This is a genomic window from Vibrio sp. S457-15 (genome assembly GCF_000960545.1).
In the GTDB taxonomy this organism is placed as follows: domain Bacteria; phylum Pseudomonadota; class Gammaproteobacteria; order Enterobacterales; family Vibrionaceae; genus Vibrio; species Vibrio parahaemolyticus.
The window spans coordinates 106,157-124,410 of the sequence record NZ_JYOQ01000180.1; the positions used below are offsets into that span (position 1 = coordinate 106,157).

Here is an 18,254-nt window from a genome sequence, read left to right on the forward strand (position 1 = left end):
TGTCACGTGTTGTTTTTAGTTCTCGGGAGGCAATGGTTCGCCTCCCTTGTATTTGCAGTACCAACGTCTGATTTGCAAGACGTGGGGAATAATAAAGAGTAAAGGTAGATGATGAAAAAAACTCTATTAGCAGTGGCGCTACTTGGCGCATCTTCTGCGGCAATGGCAGATTCTTGGATTTACGGCGGTGCAACTGTTGGTCAATCTGACTACAAAGGCGAGACAGATACGTCTTACTCTGTGCACGTAGGTACAGGTATTCTACCTATCATCGGTATTGAAGCGGGTGTAACTCAACACGGTGAGTTCAACGTAAACGGCCAAGATACTAAGCTGACTTCTTACTACGCTGCACTTAAGCCAAGCATCGATTTTGGCCCACTGCACGTTTACGCGAAAGGTGGTATCCACCAGTGGGATAAGAAAGTAAAAGGCGGCAAAGACGATGATGATTTCGATCTAATGTACGGTGTAGGCGCTGAGTACTTCATTTTTGGTCCAATGTCTATTGGTGCTAGCTACATGAACTATACAGCGGGCAAAGACGACATCGGTACGTTCTCTGTTAACGCGACATTGCACTTCCTATAATCATCCATTCAAGATGATGAAAATTCTGAACACCGGCATTGCGCCGGTGTTTTTTTGTCTATTGATAATCCTAACTGCTCTTAATTCTACTATTCACCTGAATTGATATCACACAAACAAAAGCTGAACATAAATTATTCACTTTTTGGTCTTAAATTCGCCATGCCTTCCAATATATAGTGACGAGTAGGTGCGCATGTATGCGTAATGTTCCGTTCAGGAATCGAACAGGAAGGTATAACTATGAAAACAAAACTCTCGTTATTGGCTTTGGCGTTGTGTTCAACATCAGTGCTTGCTGACTCATGGATTTATGCAGGCGGCCAAATTGGTCAATCAGATATTGATGGCGAAAACGACACAACGTATGGCGTGCATGTCGGAACGGGGATTCTGCCATTAATCGGTATCGAAGTCGGCTATTTCAACCACGGTAAAGTCGACTTGTCTTTCGGTGGCAACAAAGGGGATGCGGATTTCACTTCGTTCTACTTAGCGGCGAAACCAAGCATCGATTTTGGTCCGCTACATGTGTATGCCAAAGGCGGCATTAATGCATTCAATGTCGATTACAATGGCGGATTAAGCTCGGTCAGCAAAGATGATGGCGTGTCTTACATGTATGGCGTCGGCGCGGAATATTTCTTGTTAGACAATATCTCTGTTGGTGCAAGTTACCAATCATTTGGCGTGGATATCAATGGGGACAGCGATAACCTAAGCAGCTTTACGGGCAACGTGACTTTCCATTTCTTGTAAACCGCAAACTTCCCGATCTTCTTTATCCAACTCACCCTTCACAGTTGGTTGAAAAACTCCACCTATCTCAAAATGGTCTCGCACTTATGTGCGAGGTCATTTCTTTTGTTCTGAATACCGTTTGACCTTGTTGATTGACTGTTTTCCTCTGTGTATTCCAATTTCGAAAATAGTTAGATGTCGTAGCTTATTTCTGTGAGTTGAAGACACTTGTTTGGCGTTTATTTGCTGTAAATATGCAATAAAAGTGTCATTTTTGCATAAATTTGTGATTGGTGATAAACTTCGCATCGTTTTTAAAGTTTAGAGTTCAAATTAATGGAGGGCGGTATTGGAGTTCTTCTCCCCTGAGAAGCGTTTCAAATTACGTTAAATTTGTATTTATGGATAATGCATTTAAAAAATATAGTATCGACACAACAGACTATCAGGTTGGCCAAGACAACGTTCAAAAATGGGGATTCGATATACACAATCCCGTATTCGGCATCAGTGCTGGTCTCGTTGTTTTCTGTCTTTTTTCACTTCTTCTTGTCGAGCCAGTCACCGCTCGCGACGCATTAAACGGGATCAAAAACGGAATTATTGAACAGTTTGATGCATTCTTTATGTGGTCTACCAATTTCTTCTTATTGTTCGCTGTTGCTCTGCTTTTCTCGCCATTAGGTAAGATTCGTTTAGGCGGTAAAGAGGCGACGCCGGATCATTCAACCGTTTCATGGCTATCAATGCTGTTTGCTGCAGGTATGGGTATTGGTCTTCTCTTTTGGAGTGTGGCTGAGCCAACGGCCTATTTCACGGATTGGTGGGGTACGCCGCTAAACGCAGAAGCGTATTCAGCCGATGCCAAATCACTCGCGATGGGCGCAACCATGTTTCACTGGGGTGTTCACGGTTGGAGTATTTACGCCCTTGTTGCGTTGGCGCTTGCTTTTTTCGCCTTTAATAAAGGTTTACCACTTTCACTGCGCGCGGCGTTTTACCCAATTTTTGGTGACCGTGCATGGGGCTGGTTAGGTCACGTTATCGATATCCTTGCTGTACTTTCGACGTTGTTCGGTCTTGCGACTTCTCTTGGTTTGGGTGCTCAGCAGGCAACCAGTGGTATTAACCATGTATTTGGTTTAAACGGCGGCATCGGTACACAAATGGTGGTGATTGCGTTTGTAACCTTTATTGCTGTGCTTTCTGTTGTTCGTGGTATTGACGGCGGTGTCAAACTCCTAAGTAACGTCAATATGATCGTTGCGTTCGCTCTGCTTATTTTTATTACGTTCATTACCTTTGATACTGCGATGGGTTCATTAGTCGACACGACAATGGCATACATTCAAAACATCATTCCGTTGAGTAACCCGCATGGTCGTGAAGACGAAACGTGGATGCACGGTTGGACAGTGTTCTACTGGGCGTGGTGGGTATCTTGGTCTCCGTTTGTGGGTATGTTTATCGCTCGCGTATCGAAAGGCCGCACCGTTCGAGAATTTTTGTTCGCAGTCATCGTGATTCCGACGTTGGTAACATTGGTTTGGATGTCAGTATTTGGTGGTATTGCGCTTGATCAGGTCGTGAACAAAGTTGGTGAATTGGGTGCGAATGGTTTAACGGATATTTCACTGACACTATTCCATGTTTACGATGTACTACCATACAGTTCAGTGATTTCTATTCTGTCGATTGTTTTGATTTTGGTGTTCTTTATCACCTCATCTGACTCTGGCTCATTGGTTATCGACAGTATCACTGCGGGCGGTAAGATTGATGCTCCCGTTCCACAGCGAATTTTCTGGGCGTGTATCGAGGGTTCAATTGCCGCGGTTATGCTCTGGGTTGGCGGTAAAGAAGCCTTGCAAGCGCTACAGTCTGGTGTGGTTGCGACCGGCTTGCCATTTACCTTTGTTCTACTGTTGATGTGTGTGAGTTTGGTGAAAGGTTTACGTACCGAGCTTTCCGCTTACCGCTAATCGATGTTGATAAATTAATACTCAATGCCGAGCATTCATTGCTCGGCATTTTTATTTCTGCTTTTCTTTTTAAGAAATTCCGTTACAGTTTGGGCTTCTTTTTCATCACTCAACTGCATTATGTCGCTTGCTAAACTTATTCTCATTCGTGGCCTTCCTGGCTCAGGAAAAACAACTTTGGCGAAACAATTGGTGAAAGATTTCGATGCGAAGCATTTCGAAGCCGACATGTATTTTGAGAATGAGAAAGGCGAGTACCACTTCAATCCGTCTTTGCTTCCGCAAGCGCACGAATGGTGTTTTGAACAAACGCGAAAATGGTTGAACAAAGGGAAAATCGTGATTGTGAGTAATACCTTTGTACGACATTGGGAAATGAAGCGGTATTTAGATTACTGCCGAAAGAAATCTATCGAGGTGGAAGTGATGGTGTGTTCGGGCGAATATCAGAGCATTCATAATGTGCCACCAGCGACAATCGAGAAGATGCGTCGCCAGTGGCAAGAGTAACAAAATAGACTCGAAGCATTACTGGCCGCGTCCATCAATCATTACGATAAGCGTTTTGCTCATGATAGAAAGATCCATCGTGATCCACGAGTAAAACGAACCAAGGCTTAGTGCGTAGCTGTGGTCAAAACCAACTTTTCTTCTCACGTCTTCAATGCAAGCATCGTAACCTTGGTTTACTTGCGCCAAGCCTGTAATACCTGGCAGTACGCCGTATGTACGCTCTACAAAATATGGAATTTCATCTTCCAACTTTTGATAGAAGGCAGGTCGCTCAGGGCGAGGGCCAATCATAGACATTTCACCTTTCAATACATTGAATAGCTGCGGTAACTCATCGAGACGAGTCTTACGTAAAAATCGGCCGACCGGGGTAATGCGTGGATCATTTTCGGTTGCCCAGACGGCACCTGAGCGTTGTTCTGCATCGATGTACATCGTGCGAAACTTCATGATTTGAAACAGATCCATCTTCTCTGGTGTGCAGCGACCAACACGCAGTTGACGATAAATCACTGGGCCTTTTGAGCTGACCTTGATGGCAAGAGCAATGAACGGAAACAGTGGTGCGGTTACTAGCAGAATCAACAGCGCAACCAGTACATCAAACGTTCTTTTCGCGTGGCATACATTTGAGTCGTAACGTGAGTTTTTCATGATGCTTTCCTTATTGGTTGACGCGTTTCCAACGTCCGTTTTCCATGCCTAGTAGGTACTTCATACCGCCGACAAAGTTTGCGATATGGCCAACGACGATATAGCTAATCAGTTTGAAAGGTTTCACTGTGTTAAGGGCTGGTATCAGATAAGTCATTAACGCAATGCCGTAAATGCCAACCTGCGCCAAAAGCAACAATAGAAACACCGGATGTTGAGCAAGTAACAATGAGCACACTAAGCACACAATCATCAAATACGGCGTTGCTAAACGCAGAACCTTTCCTGATAGAAATGCAAAGGCGGTGCCACGATAGCGAGGCAGCAACAATTTTTTCAATTGCATCAGCTGCTGCATGTTTCCGGCTGAGATTCGTAGGCGGCGCTTGAAGTCCGCGTCGTCTGAGCTTTGTTCCAGTTCGAGCGCGAGCATCTTAGGTTCGTAAACCGAAGTGAAGCCTCGCAAAACGATTCTCATAGGGAGAATGAAATCGTCATTAATGGTACCAGCTTCGAGTGGCTCAAACAGCGTAGTCCTGAACGTGTAAAACGCGCCGTGAGAACCAATCGTTGAACCAAGTAAGGATTCTTGGTGTTTAACGCGAGACTGGTACTGCCAGTAAGCGGCTTCGCCTTGATTGCTTGTGCGCATAATTTGGTATGTCGCGTTAACGACGCCCACTTTCTCATTTTGATAATGCTGACTTGCTAAAAGGAGAGAGTCGCAAGAAACCAGAGCAGATGTATCACTCAGCGCCGTGATGTCGGAAGTGACGTGTTTCATCTCTTCATTAATCAACGCGACTTTGCCACGATTGATAGAGTGGTCGTTCACAATAAACAAGGTATCAGAGCAAATCGCTTCTTGGATGGTATCTTGTGCGATTTCTGCAGTTTTATCGGTACAACCATCACACGCAATTACCACTTTCAGCTTATCCCTTGGGTAGTCCAAACTCGCCAAGTTGCGAATTTTCTCAGCAATCCACTGCTCTTCGTTGTAAGCGGGGATGATGATGGTCACGGAAGGAAGTTTGTTATCACTGGCCGAGGCTTTGTAATGACGGTCTGCAAAGTGTTCGCCTTCGTCGTTAGATTTTGGTTTGAGTGGCAGCCATTTCAGTAGTAACGGATAACCCACATGATGGTAGATAATCAAAAACGCAGACAAACCAAAACCAGCAATCCAAATGAGATCATTCATAAGTCGACTCCTTAGCCAAACGAGTGTAGCGACCAACCATGTCACGAATATCGAAATGTTGAAGAATGTAAGCACGAGGCGAATGGATGTTTGAATTCAATTGTTTAGATAGAGCCTCCGCGAGTGAAAATACGCGGTTAGGTTCTACCAAAGCGCTGCTTTTCGGGCACAGTGTTTCTTTCACGCCGCCAACATCCGTCGCGACGCAAGGGATGTCACACGCTTGCGCTTCGAGTGTTGAAAGCGGAAACCCTTCTTGCAGAGACGGTAAACAAAACAAGTCTAAGCTTTGGTAGAAGCTTGGCATGTCGTCGACTAAACCAAGAAAGGTGACGCGTTGCTCAAGTTTGAGTGTGCGTACCAAATGTTCAAGTTGCTCGCGTTGGCTGCCGTCACCTGCAATCGCAAGGTGGGTATGAGAGTCAAGGTGAGAGAAGGCCTCTATCAGCACTTTATGTCCTTTCACGGTTTCTAATCGGCCTGCTACGCCAATTACGGTTTTATCCTCAGGTAGTCCAAAGTGATTTCTTTTAGCTTGGCGATCACCGCACTGAAACTTTTGACAATCAATACCGTTGTGAATGGTGCACACATCGCGATAGTTGAGTTTGGTTGTGATTTGATCGGCAACAAAGTGCGCATCGGCAACCACATGTGGGCGAACGGTTTTTAGCAGCACAGACTGTAAGCGCGCAGCTTTTTTATTGTTCAAATGCCAGGCATCATGTTCGGTGTGAATGATGACAGGAACGCCAGCCAAACGTGAGGCAATGCCACCGTAAAGCAAAGGACCAATATGATGTGTGTGTACAACATCTGGCTTCATGCCTTTGATCATCGCCCTAAGTGTGCCTAAGGTTTTAACGCTGAACCCCGGCTGTTTATTGAGAAAATGAAGCTGGTTTTTGTATTCGGTCAACTTAGCCCATTTCGCTAAGGCTTGGGATTTGGCGCCTTCTAAGCTCACCACAAACACATCGTGACGAGGTTCTGCGAAGCGAAGCATATCCAGCACTAACGTTTCTAATCCACCCGGTGCCAAGTGTTGCACCACATGCAACACCACTTTTTTATGATTCCGTTTGGTGTTTTTATTTTCTCTGCGTTCCATCTTTACGCCCTCAGTAGTGTGTATCTACTCTGAACAACGTATTGCACGCTACGTGCCATTATTTATTTAAAATAAAAACAATCAGTTAGGAGTTAATGTTAAATCTGGAAGTCAACATTCTCAATTTGAGATTCATATTAATGAAAAGACAAAACCATGCGGTAAATTAACGTGGCGTAGCAAAGAAAAAGCACTCGGGTCAACGAGTGCTTTATCGTCATGGTGAGTAGGAGAGTTAACTGGCGAACGTCACTTTAGGCAAGGTGGTGATCACCGGAACGCCCAGGTGTTTTTCTAATGCTCGGCGAGAACGCACCGAGTTATCTGCCAGTTCAAGTATGGTGGCTAGACCAACGCCAAGGCCGGCACCACCGATAAAGCCTAGAATGATAAATACAATACTTGGTAGATTAGACGGAATTGTCGGAGTGAATGGCGCATCAATGATCTTCACGCGTTTGTTTTCTTCAAACACACCAAGCGATCCTGTCAATTGCGCCATTTCGTAACGCTCGACGAGGTCGTCGTACATTTCACGTTTTACGGCGACATCACGTGCTAAACGGTTGATTTCTGTTGCGGTGCTACCAAAGCGATGTGCATTGCTTTCTAACTCTTGAATCATCTTTTGCAAGCTGACGGTTTCTTCGGTGAGTGATTCAAAACGGCTACGCATGATTTGCAGTTGATGCAGTTGAGACACGAGCAATGGCTGCGCTTCTCCAAGGCTACTTACCGTGGCGTTACTCGCAATGTCCCACAATTGGTTACTGTTCAGCTCTGGCTGTTTTGAACTGAGCAGAACTGTGCGTTCTTGCTCTAAGCGTTTTAATTCGCGCAATTTTCCTTGTACTAGGCTGTGCGCTTCGGTGTATTTGGCGCGGAGCAGAGTAAGCTCGCTTCGGATCTCGATAATTTGTTCTTCAATCTTACCGATGACGGGGTTGGTTTTGGAAAGCTGTTGGTCCAAGCTCCCCAAACTGCGAGTCACACCGGCAAGCTCGGCTTCTTTCTCCGCCAAGGTTTGCTTTAAGCTGGCTAGGCGGGTCAAGCTTTGGGCTTGCATTTCTGGTGTTGCGTGTGAGTAGGTGTTTTTATACTCGGCAAAAGCGTGCTCGGCTTTGTCGAGTTCTTCTCTTCGCTTATTGATATGGATGGTCAAAAAATGACTGGAATCCTTAATCGACGAGCGTTCCGGTGCCAACAGTTGCTCAACAAATCGGTTACTCACCGACGTTAACATTGACTCCATTCCTTGTGCTTTACCGCTTCTTAGCTGAATTTGGATAAAGTCTTTACCCAGTTGTTGAACAGACAAGCGCGAAGCAAGATCTTTGATGATGAATTCTTGTTCTTTCGCGCCCATGTCATCGTCAATCAGCCCTTGCTCTTTTGCGACAGAGTAGAGCACGTGACGGCTTTTCAGCAAAGTACTCAACGCACTCAAACGGTCTTTAAGCATGGTTGATACGGCAATATCTTGCAGAAACGGATTCATCTTTGCTGTTTCTTGAATCAACATGCTGGTGTGTGCGACGTACGTTGTTGGAACGAGCTTGCTTACGCCAAAACCAAGGATAGGTAGCACAAGCATCGGAATGACAATCATATAGCGACGTCGCCACGCGCCATGCAGTAATACGCTGATGTTTTCTCGTAAATCGCTCATAGTGCCCTCACTAATTTCTCAACTTGGTCTGCTCTTGCTTCCCAGCTTTGTTGTTGGACATAAGATGTAGAGCCGTTTGGTGGTGGCAGCAGGTGACTTAGGCTGGCACACACGTCTTCGACGTCGGCGACGATGTGTAACATGTGTTTGTAAGGCATCAGAGCCGGAAATGGCGTGCTAATAACGGGCTTGCCCGTTGCCAAATACTCCAAAAGTTTGAGCGGGTTACACGCTTTGATTTGTGCGTTGTCGACAAACGGTAGCCAACTTGCGTCCCAGTGTTGGGAATAGCTTGGCAATAAATGATGCGCGCGAGGCCCCAAGTAATGAACGTTATCTCTCTGTGGTAATGGATTGTGGGCAAACTCATTCGGCCCAATAAAAACCAAATCCCAATCCGGTGCGTGTTGGGCGACTTGGTCGATCAAACGATAGTCCAGCCAGTCAGACAAACTGCCATAAAAACCCAATATTTTACGGCCATTGTTCGGCAAGTCGCTTGCCTTTTCTGCAGGCGTTGAAAATAGACTGAAATCGACCCCGTGTGGCAGCGTTGTGGTTTTATTATCCGGAAATCGAGCGGCCAGCTTGTCGCTTGCAGCAAGAATAAAATCGGCGCTATCAACCAGTGTGCGTTCATGCTCCAAAACGGTTTGATGATCAACGCCCGCTAACGCGCCAAAATCGTCTCCACAGTAGTAAATCAGCCCGCGTTTATTCATGGCATTACACACATCAGCGGCGGTTGGTAGGGATGTCCAAAGCAGTGGGTTGTCGAAGTTCAACGCTTTTAAGTGTTTTTCTAGTTGGTGCTGCATCATCTTCGCTGCCACTTTTCTTGAAAAAGCAGAGTGTGGAGCCGGTATTGTCAGCAAATTTACCGTGAAAATGTTGTCTACCGCATCACAATGCATGGTTGGCTTATCTGAGCCAGTATTGCTGATTGCGCGGGAAATCTTGCTCACTAAACGTTGAATGTCTTTACCCGTCGGTTTTGGTTGTCTTAAGCCGATGGAATTAACCCAAAGAATGCGATGGTTGGTGGCAAGTCGCTGAACGATGTGCTGCGTTGATGATGGTAGGCCGCCGAAGTCTTCGCCAAATACTACGATATCCGTCATGTGTTTCTCCTTGAGTTCTTAAGATTTGTTTTTATAGAAGGAGTAATCACAATGCGTGCCAAGGATTTTAGCCTTTAAAAACAGCTGGTTGTATTGTTGTCAAAATGAAAGGATTAGGATTTCTCATTTTGACAATCAGATTGAACGATACGACTGACCACCACGGTGAGCGCGGCAAGAATGTAGATTGGCCAAGTAAAGCCTTGAGTAAGAAACGTACCCGAGACAATGGTGCCGATAAGGCCGCTCAATACCGCGTTTGCGCCAACAGTCAGTGCGTAATCGGAATCGGGTGTGAGCAGCGAAATGGATTTTAAAGAGGTGCGAATCAACGAGACGATCAGCGTGATGAATACCGCTAGCCCGACAAATCCGGTTTCCGCTAACACACCAAACCATGTACTGTGCACCGCGTGGTTGATGCCATCCCAATGTGGGCTGTAGAAATAGTAGTTGAAGTAGAAGTTATCTAATCCTACTCCAGTAAACGGGTGGTGGAGTGCCATTTTGAAAGCCGCTTCCCATGCGTACAAACGACCCATCGCTGATGCGTCGATACCATCTTCTGCTGCGCCGCCGGATTCACGCCCCGAAATCCCAGCAAAAGCATACAAGGCTAAAGCCGCAACTGCCCCAAGAACCAAAACCAAGGTTTTGCTTTTGATGTGTTTAAAGGCGAAGTAAGCAAACACAGAGAGCGATCCCAACAAACCGCCACGGCTTTGTGTTTGTATCACTGCGAAAAACAGGATAAAGCAGGTGATAAGCGCGAAGAGTCGTAATAGGGTTGGCGAGCGTTTTTCCATCAATTGACTGACGGTAAAGGCGAGAGGAAACATTAACACGAGTGCCAAGTCGTTAGGATCGCCCAGCACTGAACCAATGGAACGCCCAATCGACACGCGAGTGCCTTCGACTAAATCAATGCCGTTCGCTGCGTTGTTAAGCGCGACTAACCCAATCAACATGCCGGCGACGATGATCGCTTTGGACATTTGAGCGAGCTGCTGTGGTTTGGTGATCAGCCAAGTGATCGCCAAGGTCATCACAATGATTTTCCAATACGTATTTTTAAATACCGTGATGGCAATATCTCGGCTAGAGGCGAACACAATCCCGATGATAACTAGCCCCCAGAAAATGCACAGCCACTTGAGTGAAGGGTGCCAGAATGCCGTAAGTTGGCGACTCAGCAGTAGATGAAAAGCTAGCGCAGCTAACGCGCCAAGGGATAAAAGCAATGGAATTTTAAAGCTGTAAATGGCAGGAAACGCTTCGTGAATACGGAAAAAGGAAAAGATAACGAACAGTGTCACGAGCCAAAAGGTTTGATTGAGGACGAATAGCAATGCCAACGGTGCAAAGCACACTGCCACAATCAAAATGGGGTGAGGCATCACGATCCAAAGCAACGCAATCACGACGGTGATCGTCAGCGCTGCAATGGATTGTTTTGTTCTCACATCGGTTGAGCTCATATCGAATATCTCTTCACTTGTCCGCGCCATCGAATGAATTGCTGACTTAATGCGCTGCGGGTTTCTTTACTCATGTAACGAACGGCGAGTCCTGCCAGCAGGCTGCATGTCAAAATGCAAATCGCGATGGCGATTCCTATCGATTGTGAAGAGTGAAGCAGGAACAGTGCCACACCTGAGATAATTTGAAGTAAAACCATCAAACTCAAATGGAATGGTAGAGTCATACACTGTTGGCCAACCGCGTAAGTTAAGCCGAGTTTACAAAGCTGCGCGTAGTACAACGCAATGAACACGCCAAAAATACCGAGAGAAGACAAACCAAACAGCAACCCAATCGCAACGAAGGCAGAAACCACATTAATACCAAGCAACCATCGGGTTCTGCGTTTGAAAAGAATGGCGATGTTTAACAATTCGCTCCATTCCTTGAGCATCGCAATCGGTAGCAAGAACAGCGTGTAAAGTACCGCTTCATGGTAGGTTTTTGGCAAGAAGTTCGTGATCATGACCATTGCCAGTGTCGCTACAACCACGCTGAGCGCAGAAACATAAATCATCCCTAAATGGGAAACACGCACGGCTTCACTATCTCGACCATTTTCGAGGTACGTAAAGCGTCGTGGCATCCACCACATGCCAAATGGCTGCACCAAAATACACATACCCATTGCGAACTTAACCGCAATCGCATAAATGCCTAACGTCGCCAACGAAGCATTTGCGCCGATGAACCAGCGCTCGGCACCATTCAAACAAAACGCGACAAGCGCAGACAGCATTACTGGTAGGCTGTAATTCAAATACTGCTTGGCTAAGGCAATCTGAGGCAGAGCAAGGGTGTAACGGTTGATGATGTGTAACCAAACAAATTGCATGACCGCAGCGATAAGACCGCCAATCAGCACCGAGATGACATGCGGGTGCAGCGCAAGCGCCGCGACGATAAACGTGACTTGCAGTAGAGTCGTCGTCACCATCACTTGAAGCAGTGTTTTGGCTTTGTCATCTTGCGTGCGCAGCCAAGCCGTGCCAATCGCAATGCTGCCTTCCAGAACAATGGCAAGCGTGACAACAGCAAATTCGATGCGCGTAAAAGGTTCAGGAATAGGAAGCAACGCAATCAGTAACAGGAGAATCGCAGCCACCGCGCCGGCGATCAGCACCGACAATGAATAAAGTTGGTTGAGAGAAACGGTTCTTTTTTGTGCGTCTTTCTCCACGCCGACAAAACGATAGAGTGCTTCGTGCAAAGCAAAGCTGACCAACAAGGTTGTCACTACGCCAAAAGTGGTCAGTAGCTCGAGTTTGCCCATTTGCTCTGGCGTCAAAAAGTGCGGAAGCACAGGCAACATGAGTAAGCTGATGCTTTTGTTGATCACCAACGCAATCGCGAAAAGTGACATGTTGGTCATTGCTTTAGACATGGTCATATCCTTTGACGTTGTTTCGCGCTTTGGCACCGTGATGACTGGTTGGCGCATGCTCTGAACATAAATATTGAGCGATTGGCATGTAACAGCGTTCAGCGCTGTATAGCTGTGCGACATTTAAGGCTTCAAGTCCCATTGTGACCTTCATCCACGGTGACTCATTAAGCAGAAGAATCGCGTTGTGCAGAGAAGCAGCATTATTCGGTGTGTATTTGATGCAGTTCTTTCCATGAGTCAATACGCGATCCCAATAGCTATCATCGTGAGGGATAACCACACACATACCGGACGCCAGTGCTTCTAAAATGGAAAGCCCGAAAGGTTCGTTCACGCTGGTGGAAACAAAAACACCACACTGTGCGCGCAAATCGTTGAGGTTGTTTGGAGATTCATACCAATCGACCCCTTTGGTATTAAAATCCGGAGTGGAATATTCAACGCCTGGTACATTCGGTTTGATGTAACAAATGGTAGATTGAATGGTGGTGGTGTTTTCTAACGTTAGGGCATCCAGCAGTAAATCCACGTTTTTCCATTTCAACAAACTCGCTGCCCAAAACACGCGATTGGAGATTGGGTTGGCTTGTTTCGGCCAGCGTTCGCGAGAAAGGCCGTTCACAAATGTGGAGGCGTTCAATGTGCTCCAATATCTTTCCGTCGCAGGTTTTGGTGTTTTTAAATAGGCTTGCAACGCGTTAATCAAGGATTCGCGAGTGTTCGACAGATAGTAGATAGCGCTGGCTTTTACTAAGCAATAGCCGGACGATCTTGCGACGCCAACAGGTCCGTGAATCATTTGTACCACTGGCTTGCGGCTGAACAATCTCATCAGGTACAAAGGCATGTCATTGCTTGGGCAAGAAAGCCCCAAATACCAATCTATTTTTGGCAGCTTCATGCAAACCTTGAGCAGTTGAATCAGGTAAAACGCGTTCATCAACCAATAGATAAGGCCATGAGTGGAGCAAAACGGCGCCGCTTTTATGTTGAGAATCTGGATGCGTGGCGTGTCTTCCAAAAGTGGCGTCCAATGCTCGGGCTTTGTTGTCACCAAATAACCAACAACGTTGAGCTTATTGCACTGTTTGAGTAGCTCTGCATTGGCGATTTTTGAGCCGCCTTGCATTGGAATCGCATCGAACATCAATACACGTTTCATGATCTGTTCCTCAGTTGATGCTCAACCAGCGGGAAAGGGGTTTCATGCACTGCGCCATTGGCATCGGTACAACAGTTTTGTTTTCCAGCTCGGTTTCATAAATTGCTTCAATCGCTTTGACGGAAGCGGTCGTGGTCAAGTTTTGGCTAGCATGTAGGTAGGCATTTTCAGCCAGTTTTTCTCGCAAGTCGGCATCTTGCATGACCAATTGAATCGCATTCAGCAGTCCAGCCATGCCCTGGTTTGGATAAAGAAGGGCGCTATGGTTGTGCTCGAACAATTCGGGAATACCGCCAGTTTTAGGTGCTACGATTGGCAGTTTTGCTAATGCCGCTTCTCCTACGACTAGACCAAAAGCCTCTTCGTATGCGCCGCTAATGAAAGCGTCAGCATTGCCCGACATCCAAGCGCCTGCATTGGTCTGTTCTCCGACGAAGTGCACGCGGTCTTGCATACCAAGGTCGGTAACTAATTGCTTCAAGTTTTCGCGCTCTTCACCGTCGCCGACAATCACGAGATGTGGATTGGTTTGATGGTAGTTGTGCATTCGCATAGCATGAATGAGGCGATCGAACCCTTTGCGTTTGATCAGCGAACCAACCGAAAGGAAGGTGAATGCATTAGCAGGAATCCCCAAGCGCGCTTTGATGTCGATAGGCGCTTCAGAGTCATCCAAAGAGACGCCGTTGTGCACTACGTGCAGTTGCTCTTCTGGATAACCATCGCGCAGAATTTCACGGCCTACATCTTTGCTTACACAGATCAATTTTGGCGAAAGGTGCAAGCCAAGCGAAAAACGATCGCGCAACGTGTAGTGACAATGCAATTGCGTGACTAGAGGTACATGGTTCATGCGCGCAGCCAAGCACATCCATTGGCAAGGGCCGCCGCTGTTGACATGAACAAGGTCGATATTGTGCTTTTCAATCAGCGCAGAACCCTGTTTGATTAGGTTGTTCCAACCTGTAATGTCCCAGCGCGGCGCACACCAGCCACCGACGAGATTGAACGTAGAGTGCTCTGCTTTGATACCAAGATCTTGGCATTTCTCAATCAGAGGTTGGCAGTTCGACCAGACAATTGGCTCGAACTTGTCTCGGTCGATACCCAAGATAAGATCGAGTAGTACCACTTCACTGCCGCGAATCCAGTTATCACCATAATGAACGTAAAGAATGCGTTTTGGAGTAGTCATAAGTCACCTCGGTCTTATCGTTAATCTAATTCGACTACTGCAACCGAGATGCCAAAATATGCTATTGGTTTAAGTGATTGAAATGTATAGGTGAGGAAATGAAAACAAAGAGGCAGCGAGACAAATTCTCAATTTGAGAACCAATATGGGTTAGTTATCCATCTCAATTTGATATTGCGTTAGCAATACGGGAATAACGCTCTCTGTTGAGAACTGTTCTACGATCGTTTGGCGTGCGTTTTTACGGATTCGTTCTTGTTGGCTTTTCTCCATCGTCATCCAGTACTGTAGATTGAGCGCGAGAGCGGGGACATCATCGGCAATAAAGCCATTGTTGCCGGATTGAATGATGTCGGGTAAACGTCCGACCATTAGACTGATCACCACAATGCCGCGTGCCATTGCCTCAAGTGCCGCCATGGGTAGTCCTTCGAAGCGAGAAGAGATGATCAATACGCTGATATTTTCCCATACCGCGTTCATGTCTGCTTGATGACCATGAAAAATGACATTCGCTGGTGCGGTTGTCTCTAAGTTTTGTCGCTCAGGCCCATCGCCATAGATAGAGAAGCGATAATCGGGGCAGGCTTTCGCTAACTCTATAAATTGATCTGCGCCTTTTTCATGGCTTAAGCGACCAACAAACGAGATCTCTTGATAATGGTTGTTCATGCTTGGTAGCGCGACAAAGTTATTGAGCAGTTGCGAGGGGCAGAGCACTTTATCTTGAATACTTTTGCTTACTGCAAAGCAGTGATCCGAGAGATAGCCTGAGCATCTGTCCAACCCGTCGTAAAGCCACAGTTTGCCCGATGACGACTCACCTGCATGATAAGTTGAGACCAAACGCGGAAAAGTGCGAGTGAGCAGTTTGGCGGTGCGAGCCAGTATGCTCGCCTTGTAGCCGTGAGTGTGCAGCACACTCGGTTGGTGATGCGCGACAGCGCTGGTGAGGTGCTTGATCGCAATTGTATTCAAAGGAACGCCAGATATTTGCGGCAAATAGCTGGTGGGAATGTTTGCCGCTTGCGCTTTTTCTACAAGCTGCGCTTGAGGTATGTATTCCGTTGGCAACACTATACGCACGGCGTGCCCAAACGCGAGAATGCCTTTTGCCAGCTCTAATATGTGGCTTTCGATGCCGCCAAAAATGCGGCTATCAACAAAAATCCAAACTTCGCCCACAATGGGTAAATCAGGATTGTTCGAGATTAACTTCATCCGCTTCCCACGCTTGTTTTTTACGATAGACCGTTGAAGGGCTTAGCTCCAGCATCACAGCGGCATTGAGCACGTTACCATCACAATAGGCGATCGCGTTTTGAATCGCTTCACGTTCGACTTGCCACATTGGTCGGATACTTCCGTCTGCATTAAAGTACGGCGATAAGGAATGACTCGGTGTTTCAACGCCGACAGTAGGCTGTGTTTGTTGAGCAGGCACCTCTTGAACAGGTTGCACTGGTTCAATGGGTTGTGTTTGCATCGCTGGAGCATTATGTCCGTTGAGATTGTTGCTCGGGCTTGATGATTCGACGTGCACAGGGGTTACGGTTCTTGCCTGCGTTTTCTTTTGAGTTAACTGAGCGGGCAGGTGAGCCACCGTGACTTTTTCATCATTGTTGAGTACCACGATATTACGAATGATGTTTTGTAGCTGCCTTACGTTACCAGGCCATTCGTAATGTTTGATCACGTGCTGCGCTTCGGTATCAATGTTAGAGAATTTTTTCTTGTCCTCTTTGGCGTAAGTTGTTAGAAAATGCTTGGCTAACGTGACAATGTCACTTCCTCTTTCTCTCAAAGGTGGCATATCAATCGGCACAACGTGAACACGGTAATACAAGTCTTCGCGGAAGCGTCCTTCTTCCACCTCTGTAAGTGGATCTCGGTTGGTGGCGCAAATGATACGTACATCGACTTTCATCTCTTTTGTGCCGCCAAGTGGGGTGTAAGTGCCCGTTTGTAAGAAGCGCAGTAGCTTTTTCTGCATTTCCAGTTCCATTTCACACAGCTCGTCGAGAAATAGCGTCCCACCGTGGGCCAATGTTGCTGCGCCTTTTCTGTCTGTGGTTGCGCCAGTAAACGCTCCTTTAACGTGACCGAAAATCTCACTTTCCATCAAATCTCGTGGTATCGCACCACAGTTTATGGCGATGAAAGGTTTGTCTCTGCGATCACTTTGGCGATGAACGGCTTCGGCGCACACTTCTTTACCCGTGCCACTTTCACCGACGATAAAGACGCTGGCCGAGGTTGGTGCGACGGCATCTATCGTTTTGTATACCGCTTGCATCGGTAGGCTTGAGCCAATGAAGCCATGATAGTTGTGGCGATCGAAGGTAGACTGAATGTTTTCTACCAAGTCTTCCAATTTGGCTCGCTTTAGATGCAGTGCCACAGAGGTTTTAAGACGGTCGGCATTGATGGGTTTTTCTAAGAAGTCTTCAGCGCCTTTTTGTATCAAGTTTACAGCTAAGTCGACGCTACCGTGTGCGGTGGCGATGATGACCGAAGTGGGAATATCATTTTGATTGATCCAATCCAACACGTCTTCACCCGACATGTCTGGAAGTTTTAAATCCAAAATGATCAGTTGAGGCTTGCTGCGTTCAATGAATTGAATGGCATCACGACCTGTCTCGACATGGAAAATGTCGTAAGGTTCATCTTTCACATATTGCTTATAAAGTATGGCTAATGAGGTAGAGTCTTCTACCAATAACACCCTTGGTCTCATAGTCCTATCCCAACTTAATCTGATTCATTGTTATGATTCTGCCAGCTCACTTGGAGATTGATGAGAAAGAAAAAATAGATAAGCATCCTCAAGTCGCTAGAAGATTCTCAATTTGAGAAAAGTTATAGTTAAGTATTAGCACAGGGCAGGGATATTGCGAAAATTCTTTACTTTTTAATTGATTAAGCGCGGTATGAATTTTAAAAGATGAAGACCAAATCGCACTATAATAAGTGCGATGGTTCATATGGTTTTGCGGGTTTTCTTCTTGTTACTCAAAACCTTGAGCCTTGCGCAGGTTGAGCGCTTCAAACGAACGTTCAGCCAGTAAAGGCAATGCTGCACACAGCTCCAATGCTTGTTGGGTTTTACCTTCGACGCAATGTTTCTCGATGCTTCTGGCTTGACGAGATAATGGGCGATTGCCTAATGCCAGTGCAGAACTGCCGAGTGTATGGACTTCAAACTCGAGTTTTTCTAGATCATGCTCACCCAACGCCCGCTCAATTTTTTGCATCCGTTCGCGAGACTCTTCGATATAGTGTTCAATCAACGTGGGAATGATCTCCGCGCAGGTGTCTTTAATCATTTGCTGGAGAATGAGCTCATCAACCAACTCTTGTTCAATGTGTTGTGCAGTATTGGAATTCATAATAAGCGCTC

Annotated in this window: 16 protein-coding genes; 4 read left to right on the forward strand and 12 right to left on the reverse strand. The window is 46.4% G+C overall.

Features of this window, described 5'->3' with window-relative positions; all coding sequences use genetic code 11:
- The first annotated feature begins 111 nt into the window (after window positions 1-111).
- The 4 genes from UF05_RS22515 (at window position 112) to UF05_RS22530 (ending at window position 3,824) form a co-directional block, all read left to right on the forward strand.
- A complete protein-coding gene (locus UF05_RS22515) occupies window positions 112-591 on the forward strand; it encodes an outer membrane beta-barrel protein (protein ID WP_045545220.1) in 480 nt (159 codons plus the stop codon).
- Window positions 592-834: 243 nt separating this feature from the next.
- The gene (locus tag UF05_RS22520) at window positions 835-1,350 is read left to right on the forward strand and encodes an outer membrane beta-barrel protein (protein ID WP_005454858.1); all 516 of its coding nucleotides are present in this window, start codon (window positions 835-837) and stop codon (window positions 1,348-1,350) included.
- A 383-nt stretch (window positions 1,351-1,733) separates the two neighbouring features.
- Window positions 1,734-3,314: a BCCT family transporter gene (locus UF05_RS22525; protein WP_025524668.1), complete on the forward strand. Its 1,581-nt coding sequence runs from the start codon at window positions 1,734-1,736 to the stop codon at window positions 3,312-3,314.
- A gap of 120 nt (window positions 3,315-3,434) precedes the next feature.
- Window positions 3,435-3,824: an ATP-binding protein gene (locus tag UF05_RS22530; protein ID WP_020840675.1), complete on the forward strand. Its 390-nt coding sequence runs from the start codon at window positions 3,435-3,437 to the stop codon at window positions 3,822-3,824.
- A gap of 18 nt (window positions 3,825-3,842) precedes the next feature.
- On the opposite strand, the gene UF05_RS22535 is transcribed toward UF05_RS22530, so the two are convergent.
- The 12 genes from UF05_RS22535 to UF05_RS22590 form a co-directional block, all read right to left on the reverse strand.
- Window positions 3,843-4,481, reverse strand: coding sequence for a sugar transferase (locus UF05_RS22535; protein WP_005495117.1), 639 nt, complete (start codon window positions 4,479-4,481; stop codon window positions 3,843-3,845).
- A gap of 10 nt (window positions 4,482-4,491) precedes the next feature.
- Window positions 4,492-5,685, reverse strand: coding sequence for a glycosyltransferase family 2 protein (locus UF05_RS22540; RefSeq protein WP_045545147.1), 1,194 nt, complete (start codon window positions 5,683-5,685; stop codon window positions 4,492-4,494).
- Entirely contained in the window at window positions 5,678-6,796 is a 1,119-nt protein-coding gene (locus UF05_RS22545) for a glycosyltransferase (protein ID WP_031850377.1), read from the reverse strand. The genes UF05_RS22540 and UF05_RS22545 overlap by 8 nt, the downstream gene beginning before the upstream one ends.
- A gap of 235 nt (window positions 6,797-7,031) precedes the next feature.
- On the reverse strand, window positions 7,032-8,465 hold the full coding sequence (locus UF05_RS22550) for a GumC family protein (protein WP_005455029.1): 1,434 nt from the start codon (window positions 8,463-8,465) through the stop codon (window positions 7,032-7,034).
- Complete coding sequence (locus tag UF05_RS22555; protein ID WP_045545148.1) at window positions 8,462-9,586, reverse strand: glycosyltransferase; 1,125 nt, start codon at window positions 9,584-9,586, stop codon at window positions 8,462-8,464. Before UF05_RS22555 ends, UF05_RS22550 begins: the two co-directional genes overlap by 4 nt.
- A gap of 113 nt (window positions 9,587-9,699) precedes the next feature.
- The gene (locus tag UF05_RS22560) at window positions 9,700-11,064 is read right to left on the reverse strand and encodes an O-antigen ligase family protein (protein ID WP_021486645.1); all 1,365 of its coding nucleotides are present in this window, start codon (window positions 11,062-11,064) and stop codon (window positions 9,700-9,702) included.
- On the reverse strand, window positions 11,061-12,491 hold the full coding sequence (locus UF05_RS22565) for a lipopolysaccharide biosynthesis protein (RefSeq protein WP_045545149.1): 1,431 nt from the start codon (window positions 12,489-12,491) through the stop codon (window positions 11,061-11,063). The genes UF05_RS22560 and UF05_RS22565 overlap by 4 nt, the downstream gene beginning before the upstream one ends.
- On the reverse strand, window positions 12,484-13,656 hold the full coding sequence (locus UF05_RS22570) for a glycosyltransferase family 4 protein (RefSeq protein WP_045545150.1): 1,173 nt from the start codon (window positions 13,654-13,656) through the stop codon (window positions 12,484-12,486). The genes UF05_RS22565 and UF05_RS22570 overlap by 8 nt, the downstream gene beginning before the upstream one ends.
- Window positions 13,657-13,666: 10 nt before the next feature.
- Window positions 13,667-14,851, reverse strand: coding sequence for a glycosyltransferase (locus UF05_RS22575; RefSeq protein WP_029802279.1), 1,185 nt, complete (start codon window positions 14,849-14,851; stop codon window positions 13,667-13,669).
- 150 nt (window positions 14,852-15,001) lie between these two features.
- Window positions 15,002-16,072, reverse strand: coding sequence for a glycosyltransferase family 4 protein (locus UF05_RS22580; protein WP_045545151.1), 1,071 nt, complete (start codon window positions 16,070-16,072; stop codon window positions 15,002-15,004).
- The gene (locus tag UF05_RS22585) at window positions 16,047-17,591 is read right to left on the reverse strand and encodes a sigma-54-dependent transcriptional regulator (RefSeq protein WP_025631727.1); all 1,545 of its coding nucleotides are present in this window, start codon (window positions 17,589-17,591) and stop codon (window positions 16,047-16,049) included. The genes UF05_RS22580 and UF05_RS22585 overlap by 26 nt, the downstream gene beginning before the upstream one ends.
- Before the next feature lie 271 nt (window positions 17,592-17,862).
- Window positions 17,863-18,243: an Hpt domain-containing protein gene (locus UF05_RS22590; RefSeq protein WP_005454845.1), complete on the reverse strand. Its 381-nt coding sequence runs from the start codon at window positions 18,241-18,243 to the stop codon at window positions 17,863-17,865.
- Window positions 18,244-18,254: the final 11 nt, after the last annotated feature.